This window comes from Flavivirga aquatica, assembly GCF_001747085.1.
In the GTDB taxonomy this organism is placed as follows: Bacteria; Bacteroidota; Bacteroidia; order Flavobacteriales; family Flavobacteriaceae; genus Algibacter_C; species Algibacter_C aquatica.
In genome coordinates this window covers 110,232-127,355 of sequence record NZ_MDJD01000048.1, presented here as the reverse complement: position 1 = coordinate 127,355, position 17,124 = coordinate 110,232, and the positions used below count along the sequence as shown (strand labels likewise).

Sequence of the window (17,124 nt, the reverse complement as noted above, 5' to 3'; positions counted from 1 at the left end):
TTCATTTTTTGAAATCCTATTTCAAGGGAATATCAAATTCAGTTACCTAATTTTTAATGTCACTATTGACAGAATAGCTAGCAGTATACCAACAATCCAAAAACGTGTTACTATTTTACTTTCGTGATATCCCGATTTTTGATAATGGTGATGTAATGGTGACATTTTAAAAATACGCCTTCCCTCCCCATGCTTTTTCTTAGTATATTTAAACCAGCTTACCTGCATGACTACTGATAAATTTTCAGCTAAAAATATTCCACATAACACTGGAATCAACCATTCTTTTCGTACTGCAATAGCAATCACAGCTATAATTCCTCCTATTGTTAAACTCCCAGTATCTCCCATAAATACTTGAGCAGGAAAAGTATTGTACCATAAAAAACCGATTAGTGCTCCTACAAAAGCAGCTATATATATTGTAATTTCCTCAACCCTTGGGATATACATAATATTTAGGTATTCTGAAAAAATAATATTACCCGACACCCATGCAAAAATTCCTAATGTTAACACTATTATTGCTGAAGTTCCCGCTGCCAAGCCATCTATTCCATCTGTTAAATTAGCCCCATTTGAAACTGCTGTTATAATAAAAATAGTAACCAGAATAAAAATTATCCAAGCATATTTTTCTAAATTTGGATTTATCCAAGTAAGAACCTTAGCATAATCAATCTCATTTCCCTTAACAAAAGGAATTGTTGTTTTTGTTGACTTGACTTCTTTTTTAAACAATTTTGATGGTGAAATATTGGGGTTTTCAGCCAAAAGCACCTCTTGCTCCGCAACAGGAAGCTTTTCTTTCATAGTTACATCTTGATGAAAATATAAAGTTGCTCCAACTATAATACCAAGACCAACTTGCCCTAAAACTTTAAAGCGTCCTTTTAAACCTTCTTTATCATTTTTAAACTTTTTGATATAATCATCCAAAAATCCAATAGCTCCCATCCAAAACGTGGTTACTATTAAAAGGATGATGTAAATATTTTCTAATTTGGCTAATAAAAAAACAGGAATTAATGTAGCCAAAATAATAATGATTCCACCCATGGTAGGCGTACCTGCTTTTTCTTTTTGCCCATCTAAACCTAAATCTCTTATCGTCTCTCCTACTTGCTGTTTTAATAAAAAACGTATAATTCTTTTACCATAAATAGTAGAAATCAATAACGACAAAATCATAGCCAAAGCCGCCCTAAAGGTTATAAAACTAAAAAGTGTCGCTCCTGGAAACTGAAACTGTTTTTCTAAATATTCAAATAAGTAATACAGCATTATATCGATTGTTTTTTAGTACTCATTATAAACTCTCCTCTTTCAAACTTCTTTACATTAAACTACTTCTCTAATTGTTTCAAAAATTCTTGTACTATTTTAAAATCATTAAATTCAAAACGCTCTCCTTTAATTTCTTGATAGGTTTCGTGACCTTTTCCTGCTATTAAGATAATATCATTAGCTTGAGCCATCTGACATGCTGTTTTAATAGCCTGCTTTCGATCTTCTATCGTTAATATTTTTTTATAATTTTGGGGTTCTACTCCTTTTTCTATATCATTAAGAATATCTTCTGGTTTTTCACTTCTAGGGTTATCACTTGTAAAAATAACTTTTGTGCTCAACGCTGTCGCTATATGCCCCATTTTTGAACGCTTAGCTTTATCTCTGTCCCCTCCACAGCCTACAACCGTTATAAGCTCTTCATTTTTAGTTCTAATACTATTTATAGTTTCCAGTACATTTTTTAAAGCATCCGGCGTATGCGCATAATCAACAATTGCCGTAATTTTCTTTTTTGAAATTAAATATTCAAAACGCCCGCTAACACTATCCAAATCACTTATTAAACGCAATATTTCTACTTTTTCAAGTCCTAATAATTCAGCTGTAGCATATATTGCCAATACGTTATAAGCATTAAAATTCCCTATAAGCTTAGTCCAAACTTCATTATCATTAACTTTTAGTAACAATCCTCCAAATTGATTTTCTAATATTTGAGACTTATAATCTGCATATGCTTTTAGAGCGTAAGTGTTTTTTTTAGCCTTTGTGTTTTGTAACATCACCAAACCATTCTTATCATCCACATTAACAAGTGCAAAGGCATTACTGGAAAGCCCATCGAAAAACTTTTTTTTCACATCTCTGTATTCAGCAAATGTTTTATGGTAATCTAAATGATCATGTGTTAGATTTGTAAATATTCCACCTTCAAAATCTAAACCTTCTGTTCTATATTGATGAATACCATGAGAACTCACTTCCATAAAGCAAAATTCTACACCTACAGCATTCATTTCTTTTAAATATTTATTAATAGTTAATGAATCTGGCGTTGTATGTGTTGCTTTATACTCCGTATCATCAACCATAACTTTTACAGTTGACAACAATCCTACTTTATATCCTGCCTTTTTAAATAATTGATATAATAAACTTGCAATTGTAGTTTTACCATTAGTTCCTGTAACACCAACAAGCTTTAAATTACTTGATGGCACTTGATAAAAATTTGAAGCTATAATAGCTAAAGCTCTATTGGAGTTATCGACTTCAATATATGTAATCCCTTCAATAATATTTTCAGGAAAAGCTTCACAAACAATGCTATTAGCTCCATTTTTAATTGCTGTATCAATATAATTATGCCCATCTGTTACATAACCACGAATAGCTACAAATAAACCCCCTTGATTTATTTTGCGGGAATCAAAATCTACAACAGCTATATCTACACTTGTATCTCCAACTACAGCGTTTATTGTCACCTTGTACAATATGTCTTTTAATACCATCATGAAGCTTTTAATACTACTATTTGATTCTTTTTCAACTTTACATTCTTATTAACAGATTGTTCTTTTACAATACCTGTACCATCTAATTCCACTTTAACATCTACAAGCATATTCTCTAAAAGCACCACAGCGTCCATAGCAGGCATTCCTATTAAATTTGGCATAATAGTTTTATAAATTTCAGACATTTCATAAAATTTATCATACTCCTTTTCAACCGATTCTACTTTAACATTTAATGACTTTATTTCATTCACTAAAGGTGTGTCTGTAAATATTTTTTGAGCTACTCTCTTAAATACTGGTCCCGAAACATCTGCTCCATAAAATCCTACTTTTGTGCTTGGCTTATGAATAACCACAATACATGAATACTTAGGATTTTCAACAGGAAAATAACCTGCAAAAGACGATACATATCTTGGATTATCTTTCCAATCTTTCATCCAATATTCAGTTCTTGCTGTACCTGTTTTTCCTGCCATAGAAAAAGTTTCAGAGTACAGTTTTTTACCTGTCCCTCTAACCACTATATTTTTTAAAACTTCTTTTATTTTATTCAAAGTTTCATCTGTACAAATCTTTTCTACTATAACTTTTTTATCAAAGGACTCAATTTCTTTATCAAATTCTTTTACTGCTTTTAAAAACCTTGGTTTTACAAGTTCTCCATTATTAGCTATAGCGTTATAAAAAGCTAAAGTTTGAAGAGGTGTTAACTCCAAATTGTAACCATAAGCCATAGATGGCAATGCGTTTCTACTCCAATTCTTTTTTCCTGGTTCTGGAATATCCGGTTCCCCTTCTCCTATAATTGAAACCCCTAAAGGTTTATTTAATTTCCATTGTTTAATTTTGCTGAGAAACTTTTCTGGGTTTGCAGAATAATGTTCATCAATAATTGTCGCTAAACCAATATTTGACGACACCTCCAATGCTTTAGCGGCAGATATCTCACCATAACCTCCCCAGTGCGAATCATTAATATCTCTGCCATAAAATCGCTTTCTTCCGTTCCCTGTATCAACCACAGTAGAGGTATCAATAACCTTATCTTCTAAAGCCGCCATAAATGCTATAACCTTAAATGTAGATCCTGGCTCATGACTTTCTCCTACAGCATAATTTAACTTTTCATAGTATTTTCCAGAACGAGTTCTCCCTAAATTTGATATCGCTCTAACTTCCCCTGTTTTAACCTCCATAACAACTACAGAACCATGCTCAGCTTTATATAATTCTAATTGCTTTAAAAGTGAGTGATGCGCAATATCCTGTATGTTAACATCAATGGTTGTATACACATCATACCCATCTTTTGGCTCAATTTCATTTGCATCATTTAAAGGCTTCCATTGTCCTTTTCCTATTTGTTGTTTTTTTCTTTGACCATCTACTCCTCGCAAGTATCTTATCCCAAAAGCGCCATCAATCCCTGGTCGCGTTATATTCCCATCCTCATCAACACGCTCATAACCAATAGTTCTCTGCGCAATGCCTCCCATAGGGTGCTCTCGTTTTGTTGTTTGCTCTACTATTAATCCTCCCTTAAAAGCACCAAGCTCTAACAATGGAAAGTTTCTTAATCTTATATAATCTGAATATCCTATATCTCTAGCTAATAAAAAATATCTGTTTTTATGAGCTCTTGCTCTTCTTATCTGTTTTTCAAGCTGACTCGATGATTTACCTGAATATTTCGAAAGTGAATCACACAAAGGCTTTATATATTTTTCAAACCTATTATTTGATGGTGTTAACGCATCTAAACGAATATCATACTTAGGAATTGATGTTGCTAATAGATTACCATTAATAGAATAAACATTACCTCTGTTTGCTGGTATAACAACATCTTCCACAACACGTTCACTAGCTAAAGCCCGATATTTATCTCCTTGTAAAAACTGAATACTAAGCAACTTAAAAACCACTGCAATCCCAAAGATGAACATGCATCCAGCTACAAAGTACAATCGATTCAATATGCCTTTTTCGTTTACTGCCAAGGTTTCGTTTTAATTTTGTTTTTTTACTTTTATTTTTTTTGGTGGAATTACAGATGGAGACAAACCTCTTTCTTTCATAACACCAATAACGTGCGATTCCATTTTAAGCTTCATTAACCTAGAACGACCATCTACAAAAGCAGATCGCATTTCTTTAACTTCATTTTTTAACCGTGCTATTTTATATACTTTTTTATCTGCACTATGCGAACTAGCAATCATAACAATAGCAAGACCCGATACAAATAAAATAAACCTCCAACTTCTAAATGAATCATCACTAACCAAAAAAGTTCCCTTTAATATGTTATAGATGTTTTTTTTCATTGCCATCATTTCCTTAAGCTTCTTATTTCCTAAATGAGCTCTCTATAATAATCCTTAAAGCTTTTCAGCTACTCGAAGCTTTGCACTTCTTGCTCGATTATTTGTTTTTATTTCTTCTGCTGAAGGCACTATTAATCCATTTACTTTTTTTAATGGAACCTCAAAATTCCCATACATATCACGCTCTGGCTCACCTTCAAACATTCCATTTCTAATAAATCGTTTTACCAACCTATCTTCTAATGAGTGATATGATATAAAACTTAACCGCCCTCCTTTATTCAAAAGCTCTGGTGTTTGTTGTAAAAATTCTTTTAAAACTTCTATTTCTTGATTAACCTCTATCCTAATAGCTTGATAAATTTGAGCCAACACTTTATTCTCATGCCGTGGCGGTAAAAATTTTTTCAATACCGTTTTCAATTGCTCACTCCTTATAATTGGCTCTGTTTTTCTATACTCAATAATTAATTTTGCCATTCCTGGTGCAGCACGCAACTCTCCATACTGCAAAAAAACTTGCTTAAGTTGTTCTTCATCATATTCATTAACCACATGAAACGCCGACAATTTATTCTGCTGATTCATACGCATATCTAATTCTGCTTCAAAACGCGTAGAAAACCCTCTTTCAGCCACATCAAACTGATGAGATGACACCCCAAAATCTGCTAAAATACCATCAACCTGCTTCACGCCATGAAATCTCAAAAAGCGTTTTACATATCTAAAGTTTTCATGAATAAGCGTAAACCTAGAGTCATCTAGTGCATTTTCAAGAGCGTCTAAATCTTGATCAAAAGCAAACAATCTACCTTTATCACTTAATCGTTTCAATATCTCTTTACTGTGCCCCCCTCCTCCAAAGGTCACATCAACATAAACTCCATCTGGATTTATATTCAAACCCCCAACGGTTTCTTCTAATAATACTGGATTATGATATTCCATAGTCTTCTTCATCTTGTCCCATAACTTCTTCTGCTAAATCAGCAAAATCCACTGCGGTATCGTTTATAACCTCCTCATACAAATCTTTATCCCAAATCTCTATAATATTAATAGCCGAAGCCACTACTATATTCTTTGAAATATTAGCAAAAACAGTTAAGTCCTTAGGAATCAACAAACGCCCATTAACATCAACTTCAACCATTTTAGCTCCTGCTGTAAACCTTCTAATAAAGTCGTTATTCTTCTTTTTAAATTTATTAAGTTTGTTCATTTTCCCCATCAAAATTTGCCATTCAGCCATTGGATAAAGCTCCAAACATTTTTGAAACACCGATCTACGTAGTACAAACCCTTCTTCTAAAACAGAAGACAGTTGTTTTTTTATTACAACAGGCATCATTAATCTGCCTTTTGCATCAACTTTACAATCGTATGTCCCTGTTAATGAGCTCAAATGAAGTTCGTTAGAATTAAAACGTTAAACATTCAAATATATTGAAAAATTTACCACTTTTTACCACATTACCCCACTTTGTTAATAAATTTTTGACTAAAAGATCTTTTTAATCGATGTATATCCTCTAAATTGAGTATCAATAGAAATTATAACTTAAGAACAAACTTCTTTCTAAACTTTTGCATTGTTAATATCTCTGTTTTAAATTTTTACTTTGAGAATGAATTATTATAGTAGAAATATGAATGAAATAACTATATTTGTTTTTAATGAATGACTAATCTGATTAATGACGCATCTTTTAAAAAAAGAAAAAAATTATAGTTACATTGAAGCGGGTGAAGGCACCCCTATTATTGTACTACACGGTCTTATGGGAGGCTTAAGTAATTTTGATTCTGTAACCAATTATTTTAGTTCTAATGGATATAAAATTATTATTCCAGAATTGCCCATATATACTAAATCATTACTAAAAACTAATGTAAAAAGTTTTGCTAATTATCTACATGATTTTATTGAATTTAAAGGATATAGCGAAGTTATTTTATTAGGAAACTCACTTGGAGGTCATATTGGTTTATACCACACAAAGTTGTATCCAGAAAAAGTAAAAGCTCTTATTATAACTGGTAGCTCAGGACTTTATGAAAGCGCTATGGGGGGTGGTTATACTAAACGTAGCGATTATGAAGTTATAAAAAAGAAAGCTCAAGACGTTTTTTACGACCCAAAAGTTGCTACTAAAGAAATAGTTGACGAAGTCTATGAAACCGTAAACGATCGAAACAAGCTTATAAAAACATTAGCCATTGCTAAAAGTGCTATTAGACATAATATGGCTAAAGATTTACCTAATATGCATACTCCTACTTGTATTATTTGGGGTAAAAATGACAATGTTACACCTCCTGAAGTTGCTGAAGAGTTTAATGAACTTTTGCCTAATTCCGACTTATTTTGGATTGACAAATGTGGACATGCTCCAATGATGGAACATCAAGAAGAGTTTAACAAAGTGCTAAATGATTGGTTACAAAGTAAAGGGTTTTAAATAAATTCCCCCTTATTAAGTTTTAAATAAACTACAAGAACGAAGTTCAACTAATGAGATTCTCGATTTCTTGAGAATGATAAAATATGAAAATTAAATCTGCTGAATTTGTAATGAGCAATTCTGATGTTGCTAAATGCCCAAAAAGCAGACTGCCTGAGTATGCTTTTATTGGTAGAAGTAACGTAGGTAAGTCTTCACTTATCAACATGCTTACTAGTAGAAAAAGTTTAGCAAAAACATCTGGAAGGCCAGGAAAAACACAACTTATTAATCATTTTTTAATTAATAAAAACTGGCATCTAGTAGATTTACCTGGTTATGGATATGCTCGTGTTTCTAAAAGCTCTAAAAAAGTATTTCAAAAATTTATAACTCAATATTTTGGATTACGCGAACAACTTGTTACTGCTTTTGTTTTAGTAGATATTAGACACGAACCCCAACCTATAGACTTAGAGTTTATGCAATGGCTAGGAGAAAACAGTATTCCCTTTTCAATCATTTTCACAAAAGCAGACAAACTTAAACCTAAAGCTATTGAAAATCATGTGGAAAACTACAAAGCTGTTCTTCTAGAAACTTGGGAAGACATGCCTAATTATTTTATTACCTCTTCTTCTAAAGACATTGGTAAAGATGATGTTTTAGAATATATTGATGGATTGAATAATAATATGGATATAAGTGCAAACTAACTCTTTAAAAGACTCTTAAACCTATAATACTAATTATACACTTAACTTTTCACATCCAATGCATCACGCAAAGCATCTCCTATAAGCATAAATGCCATAACCAAACTCATAATACAAAGCCCTGGAATAATAGCCAAATAAGGTTTTCCTAAAATGATATAATTGTAGTGATCTTTAATCATAGCTCCCCAACTTGCCATTGGTGGTTGCGCACCAATACCCAGAAAACTAAGTCCGCTTTCTATTAAAATAGCTGCTGCAAAATTAGCTGCAGAAATCACAATAACTGGAGCCATTATATTTGGCAAAATATGCTTGGTAATTATTCTAAAATCATTAAAACCTAGCGCTCTAGCAGCTGTAACATATTGCATTTCTTTAGCACTAATTATTTGCCCACGCACCACTCTAGCCACCTCAACCCACATAGTAAGCCCTACAGCAATAAATACTTGCCAAAACCCTTTACCTAAAGCTAAGGTTATTGCTATAACTAACAACAGCGTTGGTATAGACCAAGTCACATTAATAATCCACATAATAACAGCATCAACTTTACCTCCAAAATACCCTGCTAGGCTCCCCATAAAAATGCCGATTACAAGCGAAATAAAAACAGCAACAAAACCAATAAAAAAGGAAATTCTTGCTCCTACCAAAACCCTACTCAACAAATCCCTCCCATACTTGTCGGTACCAAATAGAAAAGACTTTTCTTTTATAAAATCTTTAGGAGAATGATTAAGAAGTAAATCTGTTTTAATTGTTTTTTCTGTTCCTTTCAATCCGTCTGAAGCATATTCTTTATAAGTTAAAATACTATTTTCAATACGATATTCTGAAATTGGAATTTCGGTATTTACATTCTTTTTCCCGAAAAATATTTTATCAAAAACACCTTGATTAGTTTTTAATTGAGATGGCATGATAAGCATTTGCACCTTAAAACCTGGCTTTTTGGAATGAATTGCTAAATGCATTTGGTTTGCATATTGCGAATTATCTGGAGCAAGAACATATGCAAATACAGATATAACTCCAACCAAAACAATAAAATAAAAACTAAAAACGCCCCAAAAATTTCTTTTAAACTTCTGGAGCGCTAATTGTTTTAGTGAGTTTGATTTATGACTCATAAATAAATTAATCTCTTACTTTAGTCGCTGCTACTTTTTTAATAGAATAAGAGGTTTTTAAATCTTCTAAGACATTAATTGCTTCTTCTACATAAACATCTTGATTTAAGTTTTCATGCCAACGTTTACGTTTCTCTTTTAAATCTGTAGTATCCTTTGTAAAAAGTGATTTTTCGTAACTATGAGAATCAAATATTAAACTCGTTTTATATTCTGAAATAGCATCAAATTGTTTAGCATCTTCAAGGTTAAACTTTAATTGTGCTTTATACTCTTCATAATTCAAAGAATAAACAGTTTCATCAATTTTAGTTTTTATCCATTTTGCTCTTTTCTCAATAAGCTTTAATTGCTCATTATTACGCATTCTTTCTTTACTCTTACTAATTGTTCTTTCGTAGTCAAAATAATTTTTCCATGGTGTATATTCTGCTGCCGAAATTTCATCCCATGGCAATGGGTTTTCTTTATCTTTTTCTCCTACATCTATAAAGCTAAATTTACCTGGTACGTTTACATCACTTTTAACGCCTTCTAACTGAACCGATCCTCCATTTATTCTATAATATTTTTGAGTTGTCAAAGCCAAAGCTCCTAAATCTGTAGAGGTGCTACTTCTTAACATCTTATTTAAGCTAATAACATTTTGCACTGTACCTTTTCCATAAGTTTGTTTTCCTCCTATAATAATAGCTCGTTTATAATCTTGCATTGCTGCCGACATAATTTCTGAAGCAGATGCTGATATTTCATTAACTAAAATAACCAATGGACCATCCCATGCAATTGACTTATCTTTATCCTTTAAAACTTCTTTTCTTTCTCCAGAAGATCTTACCTGTACAACTGGCCCTTCTTTAATAAATAAACCTGCCATTTCTACTACAGCTGGTAAAGATCCGCCTCCATTATCACGTAAATCAAGAACTAAACCTTCCATTCCTTCTGTTTTTAAATGCTCAATTTCTTTCTTTACATCTTTTGCTGCATTTATATTTTCATAATCTCTAAAATCTGCGTAAAAGGCTGGCAAATTAATAACACCAAATTTTCTATTATCCTTATTTACTATAGATGACTTTGCATAAGTCTCAACCAACTCTACTACATCTCTGGTAATAACGATATCTTTTATAGTACCGTCAACTTTTTTAACCGTTAATGTAACTTTAGTTCCTTTTGGGCCTTTAATATATTTTATAGCATCATTAATGCTCATTCCAACAATATCAATAGGGTATTTTTCTTTTTCTTGTTTTACTTTTATTATTAAATCTTCGACCTCAAGTTCCTTTCCTCTCCATGCTGGTCCACCAGAAATAAGCCCTACTACTTTAATATAATCCATTCTTTTTTGTAATCTAGCTCCGATCCCTTCCAATTTACCAGACATACGTTGGTCAAAATCTTCTTTACCTTTTGGTGCCAAATAATATGTATGGGGATCAAACTCTTCAACTATAGTATTAACATATCCTGCAAACCAATCTTCTCTTTTTAAATCATCTATATTATCGTTATAATAAACATTTATCGACTTAAGTGTCGACTCTCTAGACTCTTTTTCTATTTGCTCTTCAGTTTTCTCAACATATGTCGGATCTTTCTCTTTAGCCAATTTCTCTTGATCATATAATTCATCATAATTTGAAAGTGTTGAAAACTTAAGTTGACGTCTCCAACGATCCTTCATTTGCTTAGGGCTTCTTACATACCTGCTTTTTTCATAATCGGTATCAAAAACTTCTTGCAAAGTATAATCGAAAGGCTGAGACAACACTTCCTTATAAATAATTTTCGCTTCTTCTATACGCTTTAAAAGGCGTTCATTAACAACATTAAAAAATGTGATATCTGTAACTTTTAATTGATTATCTAAAGCATACTTATATTTCTCAAATTCTTTATAATCTGAGTCATAAAAATACCTTTTAGCTGGATCTAACAAGTTTATATAATCTAAAAACAACTCTTCTGAAAACTCATCATCTAAATCTATTGGGTTATAATGTCCTTGATCTAGTACAAAAGTGATTATTTGAATTAATAATTTATCTTTATCTGGGTTACTGAATTTTTTTGAAGTAAAACTACAAGACGCAAACGCAAGCAGTAGCAATAGTAATAAAACTTTATAATTCCTTTTCATAATATTTCTCATCTGTTAAAATTTGATTGCCTATAAAAAAAGCACGACATATTCTCCACTAAAGTAAAGAAAAAACCATGCCGTAATAAGCATTTTTTGGTATTTTTTTGTTAAACTAAAGAAATTAGCTATTTCCTAACGAAAATATGTATTTTAGCAATGCTTTATTTAAGAATATAAATGACAGAAAAACCACTTATACTAGTAACTAACGACGATGGAATTAATGCACCGGGTATCAGGACTTTAATTAGAATTATGAATACTTTTGGAGAGGTTGTTGTTGTTGCTCCAGATAGTCCACAAAGCGGAATGGGTCATGCAATTACATTAAATTCTACGTTGTACGCCAAACAAGTTTACATTGATGATGGTCCTCAAAAAGAATATAGCTGTTCTGGCACTCCTGCTGACTGTGTAAAATTAGCCATTAGAGAGATTTTAGACAAAAAGCCAGACCTTTGCGTTTCTGGAATAAATCATGGTTCTAATTCGTCAATAAATGTTATTTATTCTGGCACCATGAGTGCAGCAATTGAAGCTGGAATTGAAGGTATTCCTGCTATTGGGTTTTCTTTACTTGATTATGAATGGCATGCTAATTTTGAAAATTCAATACCTTTTATTAAAACTATCACAGAAAAAGCATTAAAGCATAATATACCTAATGATGTTGTTTTAAATGTTAATATACCAAATATATCAAAAGAAGACATAAAGGGTATTAAAGTCTGTAGACAAGCTAAAGCTAATTGGGTTGAAGAATTTGATAAACGAAAAACGCCACAAGGCAAAGACTACTACTGGCTTACTGGAAAATTTGTTAATTTAGATGGTGGAGAAGACACAGACGAATGGGCTCTTGAACACCATTACGTTTCTGTTGTACCTGTACAGTTTGACTTAACAGCTCATTTACATATTAAAACATTAAATACTTGGAACTTTAAATGATTAAAAAAGATATTTTTATAGGCATGTTTGTTGGCTTAATTGCTAATATTATTGGCTTATTTTTTGCTACTAGTTTACTAGGTCAAGGAGATGATTTTACAACAGTAATTAAAGCTGCATCTAATGAAGGTTTTTTAGGAAAACTAATTAGCTTAGGTGCTGTTTTAAATTTAGTAGCATTTTTTATTTTTATAAAAAAAAGACAAGATTATAGAGCAAGAGGCGTACTATTAATTACTGTTTTTATAGCTGTTTTTACATTTATATTTAAACTCTTCTAAACATAAAAATGAAATATTACATTATAGCAGGAGAAGCGTCCGGAGACTTACATGGCTCTAATTTAATGAAAGCATTGCAAAAAGTGGATATTAATGCAAATTTCAGATTTTGGGGCGGTGATCTTATGCAAGCTGTTGGAGGTACACTAGTAAAACACTATAAAGAGCGTGCTTTCATGGGATTCATTGAAGTTATTAAGAATCTTAGTAAGATCTTCAAAGATATTTCATCATGCAAAACAGATATTGAAACATTCAATCCTGATGCTATTATTTTTATTGACAACTCTGGTTTTAACTTACGTATTGCCAAATGGGCTAAACAAAAAGGGTTTAAAACTAATTACTACATCTCTCCACAAGTTTGGGCATCTAGAGCCAATAGAGTAAAAGCTATAAAGCATGATATTGATGCCATGTTTGTTATTTTGCCTTTTGTAAAGCCTTTTTATAAAGAACACGGCTATGATGTTACATTTGTTGGGCATCCTTTAATTGATGCTATTGCTGACAGGAAGCAAGTTGACGATTTTAAATTTAGAGAAACTCACAAACTGGGTTCTAATCCTATAATTGCATTATTACCTGGAAGCAGAAAACAAGAAATAAAAAAAATGCTTTCTGTTATGCTAAATCTATTAGAACATTACCCAAACTATCAGTTTGTAATTGCTGGTGCTCCTAGTCAAGATTATAGTTTTTATGAGCCTTTTATAAAATCTTATAATGTTAAATTTATCCCTAATAAAACATATGACTTACTAAGTATTTCTTCTGCTGCTTTAGTTACATCTGGAACTGCTACTTTAGAAACTGCTCTTTTCAAAGTACCTCAAGTGGTTTGTTATAAAGGTAGTAATATTTCATATCAAATTGCGAAACGCATCATAACCCTAAAATTTATTTCACTTGTAAACCTAGTTATGGATAGAGAGGTTGTTACCGAACTTATTCAAAGTGATTTCAATAAAAAAAGACTCAAAAAAGAACTTGACCATATTTTAAACCCTGAAACTCGTAAAAAACTATTTATAGATTACTATGAATTAGAAAAAGCTTTAGGAGGAAAAGGCGCAAGTGAAAAAACAGCAAGCCTAATTTATAAATCTACCCAACCTTAATTTTAAATGAAAAAAATACTTTTTGTAATTATTCTAATAGCTAGTTTTAATAGCTGTAAATCCTCAAAACATACTAGACGCAAAAGAGCAGCATCTTCTAAAATCATTACTAAAAAAAACAAAAAGGAAGCTACTGCTTATAAAAGTAAAACATCTAAAAAAGCAACTATTACAAAATCTAAAGCCAATACTATTGTAGATTACGCTGTACAATTTAAAGGTATTCGCTATAAATGGGGTGGCACGACAAAAGCTGGAATGGATTGTTCTGGTTTAGTTTATCAATCTTTTAAATCTCATGATATTATACTCCCTAGAACCTCTAGAGACATGGCTAAACGCGGCAATAAAATTTCTTTAAAAAATGCTAAAGTTGGAGACTTACTTTTTTTTAAAACACAAAACAGAAGAAATTCCATCAATCATGTTGGTCTTGTTGTAAAATCTAAATCTGGAAGCGTTCAATTTATACATGCTACATCAAGTAAAGGTGTTATTGTTTCTAATCTTTCGGAACGTTATTGGAATTCTGCATTTTCAGAAGCTCGTAGAATTTTATAGGATATTCTATCTTGCCTTAATATGCAGTTACTCAATTTTACAATAATTAAGCTAACACTTTGTTTAATTACAGGAATTACTATTGGTTATTTAACTAATATTTCACTAAACGTATCTTTTTGCCTAACTGCATCTTTACTTGCTATTTTATTTGTCATCTTTTTAATTGCAAGAAATCAATTTATTAAATCAAATTGGTTTGGAACTACGGCTTTTGGTTTAATGATTGCTATTGGTGTACTAACTATTAATCTTCATAATCAAAAAAACTTTTCAAGCCATTACACGCATCAGGTTTCAAAACAAAAAGACACTCCAAAAACCATTACTTTTAGAATTAGAGAGGTGTTAAAATCTGGTAATTTCTATGATAAATATATTATCGATGTTTTAAAAATAAATGACAAGGTATCTAAAGGAAAATCACTTTTAAATATTCAAAAAGATACGCTACAAAAAACTTTAAAAGTTGATGCTACTTTTATAAGTAAAACCGTATTTAAAAATTTAGCTTCTCCACTAAATCCAAATCAATTTGATTACAAAAGCTATTTAGACAAAAAATATATTTACCACCAACTCTTTATTAATAATCAATCATTATTAAATGGTAAATCTGATACTCATACTTTATTTGGTTTAGCTAGCACTATAAGGCAATATATCAATAAAAAACTAAAATTATATCGTTTTAAACCTAATGAACTAGCTATTATTAACGCACTTTTACTAGGGCAGAAACAAGATATTAGTAAAAAGGTTTATACAAGTTACACAAACGCTGGTGCTGTACACATTTTAGCTGTATCTGGTTTACATGTAGGTATTATTTTAATAATCTTAAGTTTAATTTTTAAGCCTATAGAAGGTTTAAAATATGGTAAATTTATTAAAACAACCTTACTTGTTGTCTTCTTATGGTGTTTTGCTTTGATTGCAGGGTTTTCACCATCTGTTACTCGTTCTGTTACTATGTTTAGCATTATAACTATAGCATTGAATCTTAAAAGGCCTACTAATATTTACAATACTTTAGCTATAAGCATGTTTGTTATATTACTTTTTAAACCTTTATTTTTATTTGATGTTGGTTTTCAATTAAGCTACTTGGCAGTTTTTGCTATTATAACTGTGGATCCCTTTTTATACAAAAAATGGAAACCAAAATATTGGATTACAGATAAACTCTGGCACACTTTTACAATAACTATTTCTGCGCAACTTGGAATTATTCCTATTAGTTTATTCTATTTTCATCAATTTCCAAGTTTGTTTTTTATCTCCAATCTCGTTATTATTCCTTTTTTAGGTATTATTTTAGGGCTAGGAATACTTATTATTCTTTTATCTATATTTAATATTCTACCTGAATTTATAGCCAATATATACGGAGGTATTATTAGCTTAATGAATGCTTTTGTTAACTGGGTTTCTAACCAAGAATTTTTCCTATTTAAAGATATTTCGTTTAGCCTAGTTCATGTTCTTGTTTCCTATTTATTAATTATTTCATTTTTCAGGCTTTTAATTAAAAGAAACTACTCAACTTTAAAACTTTTTTTAGTTGCAATACTAATTACTCAAATAGCTTTTGTTTTCAAAAATTACAGTAAGCATTCAAATGAATTTATTGTTTTTCATAAAAGTAGATATAGTCTTTTAGGAAACACATCCCATAATAAAATTACAGTTGCTAATGATTTTGATAGTTTAACTAAAGTTAAAGACAATATCATTAAAAATTATACTATTGAAAATCACATCACACATATTAAAGATGGTTTATTTCAATCTGTTTATCAAATTAACGATAAGAGACTCTTAGTTATTGATTCTTTAGGTATTTATAATATAAAATCATTCAAACCAGATTATGTTTTGTTAAGACAATCTCCAAAAATAAACTTGAATCGTTTAATAGACTCTATAAAACCAAAGTATATTATTGCAGATGGAAGCAATTACAAATCTTATATTGAACGATGGTTAACTATTTGTAAAAAAAGAAAGCTCCCTTTTCACCAAACTAGTAAAAAAGGAGCTTTTATTATTAAATATTAGTATGTAATATTTTATTTTTTTATGATGTTATTTGCTACTGCTAGCCATTTCTCAGCCCCTCCTCGAACAAAGCCCGTACTACCTAGACTATTTAAGTTCTTTTTACCTTCAGCCATGTTTTGTGGATTAGCAAAGAAAACTGTAGGATACCCTCTAACGTTAAACATCCTTTGTAATTCATAATTTTGAGTTTTAAGTTCTTGTGCTTGAGGTGTTCTTTTTGGGTAATCTAATTCTACCAAAACCACATTGTCTTTTGCCCATTTTTTAAAATCAGCAGTTTTAAAAACTTCATTTTGCAATTTAATACACCAACCACACCAATCTGAGCCTGTAAAGAATAACATTAATGGTTTCTCTTCTTTAGCTGCAATATCGAATGCTTCATCCATGTTTGTATGCCAAGTTAACCCTTGGGCAATACCATTTATTGATGTGAATACTGTAAATAGTAATATAAATAATATCTTTTTCATCTTTCGTTTTTATTTTTTAATCATCTAATATGCAACTCACTAATAACCATATTCATTGTTATAAACTTCATTATTA

Annotated in this window: 16 protein-coding genes; 7 read left to right on the top strand and 9 right to left on the bottom strand. The window is 31.0% G+C overall.

Annotated elements, in window-relative coordinates:
• Positions 1 to 42 precede the first annotated feature (42 nt).
• The 6 genes from mraY to mraZ all read right to left on the bottom strand — a co-directional run bounded on the left by mraY (position 43) and on the right by mraZ (position 6,554).
• The gene (mraY, locus tag A8C32_RS13085; RefSeq protein WP_069830881.1) at positions 43 to 1,284 is read right to left on the bottom strand and encodes a phospho-N-acetylmuramoyl-pentapeptide-transferase; all 1,242 of its coding nucleotides are present in this window, start codon (positions 1,282 to 1,284) and stop codon (positions 43 to 45) included.
• A gap of 62 nt (positions 1,285 to 1,346) precedes the next feature.
• A complete protein-coding gene (locus tag A8C32_RS13080; RefSeq protein ID WP_069830880.1) occupies positions 1,347 to 2,810 on the bottom strand; it encodes a UDP-N-acetylmuramoyl-L-alanyl-D-glutamate--2,6-diaminopimelate ligase in 1,464 nt (487 codons plus the stop codon).
• Positions 2,807 to 4,765, bottom strand: coding sequence for a penicillin-binding protein (locus A8C32_RS13075; protein ID WP_069830879.1), 1,959 nt, complete (start codon positions 4,763 to 4,765; stop codon positions 2,807 to 2,809). The genes A8C32_RS13080 and A8C32_RS13075 overlap by 4 nt, the downstream gene beginning before the upstream one ends.
• Before the next feature lie 63 nt (positions 4,766 to 4,828).
• The gene (locus A8C32_RS13070; RefSeq protein WP_069830919.1) at positions 4,829 to 5,146 is read right to left on the bottom strand and encodes an FtsL-like putative cell division protein; all 318 of its coding nucleotides are present in this window, start codon (positions 5,144 to 5,146) and stop codon (positions 4,829 to 4,831) included.
• 54 nt (positions 5,147 to 5,200) lie between these two features.
• Entirely contained in the window at positions 5,201 to 6,097 is an 897-nt protein-coding gene (rsmH, locus tag A8C32_RS13065; RefSeq protein WP_069830878.1) for a 16S rRNA (cytosine(1402)-N(4))-methyltransferase RsmH, read from the bottom strand.
• A complete protein-coding gene (mraZ, locus tag A8C32_RS13060) occupies positions 6,084 to 6,554 on the bottom strand; it encodes a division/cell wall cluster transcriptional repressor MraZ (protein ID WP_069830877.1) in 471 nt (156 codons plus the stop codon). Before mraZ ends, rsmH begins: the two co-directional genes overlap by 14 nt.
• Before the next feature lie 292 nt (positions 6,555 to 6,846).
• Here mraZ and A8C32_RS13055 point away from each other — a divergent pair, with 292 nt between their 5' ends.
• Both A8C32_RS13055 and yihA read left to right on the top strand, forming a co-directional pair.
• Positions 6,847 to 7,611 carry an alpha/beta fold hydrolase gene (locus A8C32_RS13055; protein ID WP_069830876.1) on the top strand — a complete coding sequence of 255 codons (765 nt, stop codon included), beginning with the start codon at positions 6,847 to 6,849 and terminating at the stop codon, positions 7,609 to 7,611.
• Positions 7,612 to 7,697: 86 nt separating this feature from the next.
• Complete coding sequence (gene yihA / locus A8C32_RS13050; RefSeq protein ID WP_069830875.1) at positions 7,698 to 8,309, top strand: ribosome biogenesis GTP-binding protein YihA/YsxC; 612 nt, start codon at positions 7,698 to 7,700, stop codon at positions 8,307 to 8,309.
• A 41-nt stretch (positions 8,310 to 8,350) separates the two neighbouring features.
• On the opposite strand, the gene A8C32_RS13045 is transcribed toward yihA, so the two are convergent.
• Positions 8,351 to 9,445 (bottom strand): ABC transporter permease, encoded by a 1,095-nt coding sequence (locus tag A8C32_RS13045; RefSeq protein WP_069830874.1) that lies wholly within the window; start codon positions 9,443 to 9,445, stop codon positions 8,351 to 8,353.
• Between the two features lie 7 nt (positions 9,446 to 9,452).
• Positions 9,453 to 11,594, bottom strand: coding sequence for a carboxy terminal-processing peptidase (locus A8C32_RS13040; RefSeq protein WP_069830873.1), 2,142 nt, complete (start codon positions 11,592 to 11,594; stop codon positions 9,453 to 9,455).
• A 180-nt stretch (positions 11,595 to 11,774) separates the two neighbouring features.
• Between A8C32_RS13040 and surE the strand changes: the two genes are divergently transcribed.
• The 5 genes from surE to A8C32_RS13015 are packed head-to-tail and all read left to right on the top strand — an operon-like array spanning position 11,775 to position 16,572.
• Entirely contained in the window at positions 11,775 to 12,548 is a 774-nt protein-coding gene (surE, locus tag A8C32_RS13035; RefSeq protein ID WP_069830872.1) for a 5'/3'-nucleotidase SurE, read from the top strand.
• Positions 12,545 to 12,829 carry a hypothetical protein gene (locus A8C32_RS13030; protein WP_069830871.1) on the top strand — a complete coding sequence of 95 codons (285 nt, stop codon included), beginning with the start codon at positions 12,545 to 12,547 and terminating at the stop codon, positions 12,827 to 12,829. The genes surE and A8C32_RS13030 overlap by 4 nt, the downstream gene beginning before the upstream one ends.
• Before the next feature lie 8 nt (positions 12,830 to 12,837).
• Entirely contained in the window at positions 12,838 to 13,950 is a 1,113-nt protein-coding gene (gene lpxB, locus A8C32_RS13025; protein ID WP_069830870.1) for a lipid-A-disaccharide synthase, read from the top strand.
• A gap of 6 nt (positions 13,951 to 13,956) precedes the next feature.
• Positions 13,957 to 14,511 (top strand): C40 family peptidase, encoded by a 555-nt coding sequence (locus A8C32_RS13020; protein ID WP_069830869.1) that lies wholly within the window; start codon positions 13,957 to 13,959, stop codon positions 14,509 to 14,511.
• Between the two features lie 21 nt (positions 14,512 to 14,532).
• On the top strand, positions 14,533 to 16,572 hold the full coding sequence (locus tag A8C32_RS13015; RefSeq protein WP_069830868.1) for a ComEC/Rec2 family competence protein: 2,040 nt from the start codon (positions 14,533 to 14,535) through the stop codon (positions 16,570 to 16,572).
• An 11-nt stretch (positions 16,573 to 16,583) separates the two neighbouring features.
• Here the strand turns inward: A8C32_RS13015 and A8C32_RS13010 are convergent, their stop codons facing one another.
• The gene (locus A8C32_RS13010) at positions 16,584 to 17,048 is read right to left on the bottom strand and encodes a thioredoxin family protein (protein ID WP_069830867.1); all 465 of its coding nucleotides are present in this window, start codon (positions 17,046 to 17,048) and stop codon (positions 16,584 to 16,586) included.
• Positions 17,049 to 17,124 lie beyond the last annotated feature (76 nt).

Bases quoted from the DNA above. Each gene is read 5' to 3' on its own strand.
- mraY (WP_069830881.1), bottom strand. From the start codon at position 1,284: ATGCTGTATTACTTATTTGAATATTTAGAAAAACAGTTTCAGTTTCCA.
- A8C32_RS13080 (WP_069830880.1), bottom strand. From the start codon at position 2,810: ATGATGGTATTAAAAGACATATTGTACAAGGTGACAATAAACGCTGTA.
- A8C32_RS13075 (WP_069830879.1), bottom strand. From the start codon at position 4,765: ATGTTCATCTTTGGGATTGCAGTGGTTTTTAAGTTGCTTAGTATTCAG.
- A8C32_RS13070 (WP_069830919.1), bottom strand. From the start codon at position 5,146: ATGAAAAAAAACATCTATAACATATTAAAGGGAACTTTTTTGGTTAGT.
- rsmH (WP_069830878.1), bottom strand. From the start codon at position 6,097: ATGGAATATCATAATCCAGTATTATTAGAAGAAACCGTTGGGGGTTTG.
- A8C32_RS13055 (WP_069830876.1), top strand. From the start codon at position 6,847: ATGACGCATCTTTTAAAAAAAGAAAAAAATTATAGTTACATTGAAGCG.
- yihA (WP_069830875.1), top strand. From the start codon at position 7,698: ATGAAAATTAAATCTGCTGAATTTGTAATGAGCAATTCTGATGTTGCT.
- A8C32_RS13045 (WP_069830874.1), bottom strand. From the start codon at position 9,445: ATGAGTCATAAATCAAACTCACTAAAACAATTAGCGCTCCAGAAGTTT.
- A8C32_RS13040 (WP_069830873.1), bottom strand. From the start codon at position 11,594: ATGAAAAGGAATTATAAAGTTTTATTACTATTGCTACTGCTTGCGTTT.
- surE (WP_069830872.1), top strand. From the start codon at position 11,775: ATGACAGAAAAACCACTTATACTAGTAACTAACGACGATGGAATTAAT.
- A8C32_RS13030 (WP_069830871.1), top strand. From the start codon at position 12,545: ATGATTAAAAAAGATATTTTTATAGGCATGTTTGTTGGCTTAATTGCT.
- lpxB (WP_069830870.1), top strand. From the start codon at position 12,838: ATGAAATATTACATTATAGCAGGAGAAGCGTCCGGAGACTTACATGGC.
- A8C32_RS13020 (WP_069830869.1), top strand. From the start codon at position 13,957: ATGAAAAAAATACTTTTTGTAATTATTCTAATAGCTAGTTTTAATAGC.
- A8C32_RS13015 (WP_069830868.1), top strand. From the start codon at position 14,533: ATGCAGTTACTCAATTTTACAATAATTAAGCTAACACTTTGTTTAATT.
- A8C32_RS13010 (WP_069830867.1), bottom strand. From the start codon at position 17,048: ATGAAAAAGATATTATTTATATTACTATTTACAGTATTCACATCAATA.